Origin of the sequence: Mesorhizobium sp. (assembly GCF_005063415.1) — a bacterium.
Taxonomy (GTDB): Bacteria; Pseudomonadota; Alphaproteobacteria; order Rhizobiales; family Rhizobiaceae; genus Mesorhizobium.
The window spans coordinates 1-4,969 of the sequence record NZ_SUEG01000100.1 but is presented as its reverse complement, the minus strand read 5'-3'; the positions used below and the strand labels follow the sequence as shown (position 1 = coordinate 4,969).

The window sequence follows — 4,969 nt, the reverse complement described above, 5'->3', positions numbered from 1 at the left end:
TCCGCCGGTACTCAACGCTTACTTCAGTTCAACCTTGGCGCCGGCTGCTTCCAGCTGGGCCTTGAACTTGTCCGCGTCGGCCTTGGAAACGGCTTCCTTGACCGGCTTCGGAGCCGCCTCGACCAGGTCCTTGGCTTCCTTGAGGCCAAGACCGGTGATGGCGCGAACTTCCTTGATGACGTTGATCTTCTGAGCGCCTGCCTCGGTGAGGACGACGTCGAATTCCGTCTTTTCCTCGACCGGAGCAGCAGCGGCCGCAGCGCCGCCGGCAGCGGCAACCGCCACCGGAGCAGCGGCGGAAACGCCCCACTTTTCTTCAAGAAGCTTCGACAGCTCGGCCGCCTCGAGGACGGTCAGCTTCGAAAGGTCGTCTACGATCTTTGCCAGATCAGCCATTGCAATGTTCCTTCATAAGGTTCGAACGTGTGTTTGTGATAGCGAGGAACGGCCTCATGCCGCCTCGTCCTTCCGGGCGTAAGCGCCGATGACGCGCGCGACCGAAGCCGCAGGCGCATTGACGATCTGGGCGATCCGGGTTGCCGGCGTGGCGATCATGCCAACCAGCCTGGCGCGCAGCTCATCGAGCGACGGAAGTGTGGCGAGTGCCTTCACACCGTCGGCGTTGAGCGAGGTGGTGCCCATTGCGCCGCCGAGAATGACGAGCTTGTCATTCCCCTTGGCGAAATCGGACGCGACCTTCGGCGCCGCAATCGGATCCTCCGAATAGGCGATCAGCGTCTGTCCCTTGAACAGCTCGATGATCGATGCGGAGTCCGTGCCCTGAAGAGCGATTTTGGCGAGACGGTTCTTCGCGACTTTGACGGTGCCACCGGCGGCGCGCATTTTCGACCGAAGGTCGTTCATTTGCGCGACAGTGATACCGGCGTAGTGGGCCACGACGACTGAACCCGCGCTTGAAAACGCATCATTCAGGCCCGTGACGAGTTCGCGTTTTTCCGCTCTGTCCACTGCCTATCTCCAGTTGACCCCTGCCCTCTACGAAGGACAGGCGTCGGGTTGCCTTTTGCCGGCCGGGCCATCCAGTAACGGATCTCCCGAACGACGCTCGAGGATCCTGCCCCCTTTCGCCACACCTGCCGGCAAGCCGGACGGTGCGCAGACAAAAGGCAAACACGGTTCGAACCTTTCATTGGAGCTTGTGGCTCCTTTGTCCGGTCTTCACCCGTCTCATGCAGGCCCACATGAATTAAGGCCCACATCACCTAAGGCTTGGGGGCCGCCTGCAATCTCGGACAGGATGTCCGGAAGCCTTTCGACTTCCGGTACCGGGCCGCCGACAGGTCGGAGGCCCGGAATTCTTTCACGGATCAGCGTTTTAGCGGCCGATCCAATTGTTCGTATCAGGACGCAGCGAGCGTCGAGACATCGAGCTTGAGGCCCGGGCCCATCGTCGAGGTGACCGACACCTTCTTGACGTAGTTGCCCTTGGCACCGGCCGGCTTTGCCCTGGTCACCGCGTCAGCGAAGGCGCGGACGTTTTCTTCCAGCGCCTTGACGTCGAACGAGACCTTGCCGACGCCGGCATGAACGATGCCGGCCTTCTCGACGCGGAACTCGACGGCGCCGCCCTTCGATGCCTTGACGGCGGCGGTAACGTCGGTGGTGACGGTGCCGACCTTCGGGTTCGGCATCATGCCGCGCGGGCCGAGCACCTTGCCGAGACGTCCGACCAGCGGCATCATGTCCGGCGTGGCGATGCAGCGGTCGAAGTCGATCGTGCCCTTCTGGACGATGTCGACCAGATCCTCGGCTCCGACGATGTCGGCGCCGGCGGCCTTGGCCTCCTCGGCCTTGTCGCCACGCGCGAAGACGGCGACGCGAACGCTGCGGCCGGTGCCGTTCGGCAGGTTGACCACGCCGCGGACCATCTGGTCGGCATGGCGGGGGTCGACGCCGAGGTTCATCGCGACTTCGATCGTCTCGTCGAACTTCACCGAGGAGCGATCCTTGAGCAGCTTCAGCGCCTCACCCAAAGCGTAAGCCTTGTTGGGATCGATGCCTTCGCGGGTCTTCGATACACGCTTTGCAATCTTTGCCATGATCTCAGCCCACCACTTCCAGACCCATCGAGCGGGCGGAGCCCTCGACCATGCGCATGGCCGCCTCGACGTCGTTTGCGTTCAGATCCTTCATCTTCTGCTCGGCGATGGCGCGCACCTTGTCGCGGCCGATCGTGCCGGCCTTGACCTTGCCCGGCTCCTTCGAGCCCGACTTCAGGTTCGCGGCCTTCTTCAGGAAGTAGCTCACCGGCGGCGTCTTCATGACGAAGGTGAACGACTTGTCCTGGTAGTAGGTGATGACGACCGGAACCGGCGAGCCCTTTTCCATTTCCTGGGTCTGCGCGTTGAACGCCTTACAGAACTCCATGATGTTGATGCCACGCTGACCAAGCGCCGGGCCGATCGGGGGCGACGGCGTGGCCGATCCCGCGGAAACCTGGAGCTTGAGCTGGCCTGCAATTTTCTTAGCCATCTCTCTTCCTGCCTTTTCTCATGCCGGTCTTGCCGGCGGTTGCAGTCTGGTGGTGCGGTCCGCGCGGCCCGGCTAAAGCCGCATTCGCCTCCCACCCGTTTTTGGCCGCGCGATCTCCGCGCCGCCTTCCCTGCCGCCGAAACCGGTGCAGGGATTTCGGATCAGCCCTTCTCGACCTGTCCGAATTCCAGATCGACCGGCACGGCGCGCCCGAAGATCGAAACTTCTACCTTGAGCCGCGCCCGCTCCTCGTCCACTTCCTGGACGAAACCGTTGAACGACGCGAATGGTCCATCCGAAACGCGGATCGCTTCGCCGATCTCGAACGTCACCGACGGCTTCGGCCGCTCGACGCCTTCCTGAACCTGGTTCAGGATACGCTGGGCCTCGGCTTCGGTGATCGGCACCGGCTTGGAGTCGCCCAGGAAACCGGTGACCTTCGGCGTGTTCTTGACGAGCGAGAACACGGCGTCGGTCAGATTGGCCTTCAGCAGCACATAGCCCGGAAAGAACTTGCGCTCGGCATCGACCTTGCGGCCGCGGCGGATCTCGACGACCTTCTCGGTCGGCACCACGATCTGCTCGATGTCGGCGGACAGGCCCTTCTGCTTGGCCTTGTTCTCAATGTCCTCGGCGACCTTCTTTTCAAAGTTCGAGTAGGCGTGGACGATGTACCACCGCGCGGTCATTTCAAGACTTCTCCGTAATCGCCGGACTTACTGTCCGAGGCCGAGGATTTTTTCGACCGCAAAGCCCATGGCCACGTCTGCGGTAAAGAAAAAGATCATCGCGATGACCGCGAACACAAGGACCATCACCGTCGAGATCATCGTTTCGCGCCGCGACGGCCAAGTGACCTTGGCGGTCTCCGCGCGAACCTGCTGGAGAAAGGTGAAAGGATTTGTGGTTTTCGAAGCCATATGCCGCTCTGTCTGCAAGACCCGTTGGCCGGGTCTCCTGGATGATCCCGCTGGCCGGGACGTGCCGCTTGAGCGTGCGTTCGCGCCGAATCAGCGCAATCATTTCGCCCATGCAAATCAGACGCGTAAAGCCGGCTTCCCAGCTCCACGCGTCGCGTGTCTGTTTCGTCTACATAAAACCGATTCTTGATCCACGCAAGTGGCAAGTGTCCGCTTTATGACCAAACGCCGCCTCGGAACCATCCAGTCGTCCCGTCCCGGCTATGCGGCCCTTATGCCGCAACTTATGCTATATGGCAAGTCACAAGCCGATTTTCAAAGGCCGCACTGCAAAAGAATGGTTTTTAGGTACCCATTCAAAGAATGGCACGGGCAGCAGGGCTCGAACCTACGACCTGCGGTTTTGGAGACCGCCGCTCTACCAACTGAGCTATGCCCGTATGCGCATGTCGGCGCAGCAGGCGCTTCCTAAAAGCTTCCGCGCGCTCTGTAAAGAGCGACGTGCGCTGCCCAGCCTTCATCTTCGAAAGTCCAGGCGTCCTCCCGGCCATTTCCCGTCGATCCGTCGATTGCTGACGATCAAGCCGACCCAGGGACGCACGATTCGTCGGTCGGTCAGATTGATATATTTTCCCACCAGCCCTTTCGCACCCTGGCGCCGCGCATCGATGAGCCCCTTGCGCACGCCACCATGCCAATCGAACAGCAGGTAAACTCTCTCTCCCGCCGCCTTCACCTCGCCCCGGCCAGACTTCCATTTATCCTTGCTATCGCCTGGAATCGCGGGATCGGCACCGCCGTTCCATCGGCTGGACCAGCTGCCTTCGATGGTGTCGTTGCGGTCGCGGTCGTTTTCGGTGCCCCAGGCTTCGGCGTTTTCATCGCTTGCAGTTCCCTCCAGTTTCACGCCGGCGGCGAACGCCGACACCTCCTCGTCGTCGGGAGTGGGGACGTCCATGACGCCAAACGGATTTCGGGATCCGCGATTGCCTTCAAAGACGCTGTCTGAATTTTTCTTGCCTTCCGATCTCATCGCAAAGCCTCCGGTTTTCAATGTGGCCCCGCCATTCGACGGCGACGTTAAACCGTTAGCCTGGAGGACCGAGACCTCCTTAGCCACCCGTTTTCCTGGCGGCAGGGTTTTCGACCGATTCGTGCCCGGTCAGTCTCCCGAAGGCGGCTTGTAAGGGCCGCCCGGCACCCCCCACCCCCAGGCCGGCATTGGTTCCGTCTCGGGATCGCAGGTCGGGCCCTTGTTGGAGTTCATCTTTGCCAGCCGCGATCCCCATTCGATATAGGCCATGAAGGCAGAGCGGAATTCGGGATCGTCAGGCAGCCCGATCTCGTCGGCGGCGTCGGCGAGAAGATTGATCCAGCGCCGGCGCTGCTCCTCGGTCAGATGCTTGCCGAGATGATGCATCACCATCTCGCGATGGCCGCCATGCTTCTCGCTGTAGGTTTTCGGTCCGCCGAATACCTCGCCGATGAAGGCGGCGACATGTGAGCGACCCGAGACATAGGTGACGTTTTGTACCGGACACATGGGTAACACTTTT

8 protein-coding genes and 1 tRNA gene are annotated in these 4,969 nt (G+C 61.4%); all 9 read right to left on the bottom strand.

Annotated features, from left to right (window positions below):
• Window positions 1-18: 18 nt before the first annotated feature.
• Complete coding sequence (gene rplL, locus E5W70_RS22580; RefSeq protein ID WP_023680442.1) at window positions 19-396, bottom strand: 50S ribosomal protein L7/L12; 378 nt, start codon at window positions 394-396, stop codon at window positions 19-21.
• A gap of 54 nt (window positions 397-450) precedes the next feature.
• The gene (gene rplJ / locus E5W70_RS22575) at window positions 451-969 is read right to left on the bottom strand and encodes a 50S ribosomal protein L10 (protein WP_008875657.1); all 519 of its coding nucleotides are present in this window, start codon (window positions 967-969) and stop codon (window positions 451-453) included.
• Window positions 970-1,361: 392 nt separating this feature from the next.
• Entirely contained in the window at window positions 1,362-2,060 is a 699-nt protein-coding gene (rplA, locus tag E5W70_RS22570; protein ID WP_023680441.1) for a 50S ribosomal protein L1, read from the bottom strand.
• A gap of 4 nt (window positions 2,061-2,064) precedes the next feature.
• Window positions 2,065-2,493 (bottom strand): 50S ribosomal protein L11, encoded by a 429-nt coding sequence (gene rplK / locus E5W70_RS22565; RefSeq protein WP_023680440.1) that lies wholly within the window; start codon window positions 2,491-2,493, stop codon window positions 2,065-2,067.
• A gap of 161 nt (window positions 2,494-2,654) precedes the next feature.
• Entirely contained in the window at window positions 2,655-3,182 is a 528-nt protein-coding gene (gene nusG, locus E5W70_RS22560) for a transcription termination/antitermination protein NusG (protein WP_006333333.1), read from the bottom strand.
• A gap of 27 nt (window positions 3,183-3,209) precedes the next feature.
• Entirely contained in the window at window positions 3,210-3,413 is a 204-nt protein-coding gene (secE, locus tag E5W70_RS22555; protein WP_023680439.1) for a preprotein translocase subunit SecE, read from the bottom strand.
• 364 nt (window positions 3,414-3,777) lie between these two features.
• A tRNA-Trp gene (locus E5W70_RS22550) sits at window positions 3,778-3,853 on the bottom strand.
• 77 nt (window positions 3,854-3,930) lie between these two features.
• On the bottom strand, window positions 3,931-4,533 hold the full coding sequence (locus E5W70_RS22545) for a hypothetical protein (protein WP_366509728.1): 603 nt from the start codon (window positions 4,531-4,533) through the stop codon (window positions 3,931-3,933).
• A 42-nt stretch (window positions 4,534-4,575) separates the two neighbouring features.
• Window positions 4,576-4,969 (bottom strand): group II truncated hemoglobin (locus E5W70_RS22540; protein WP_292662584.1); only part of this gene is annotated, 394 nt, incomplete at its 5' end.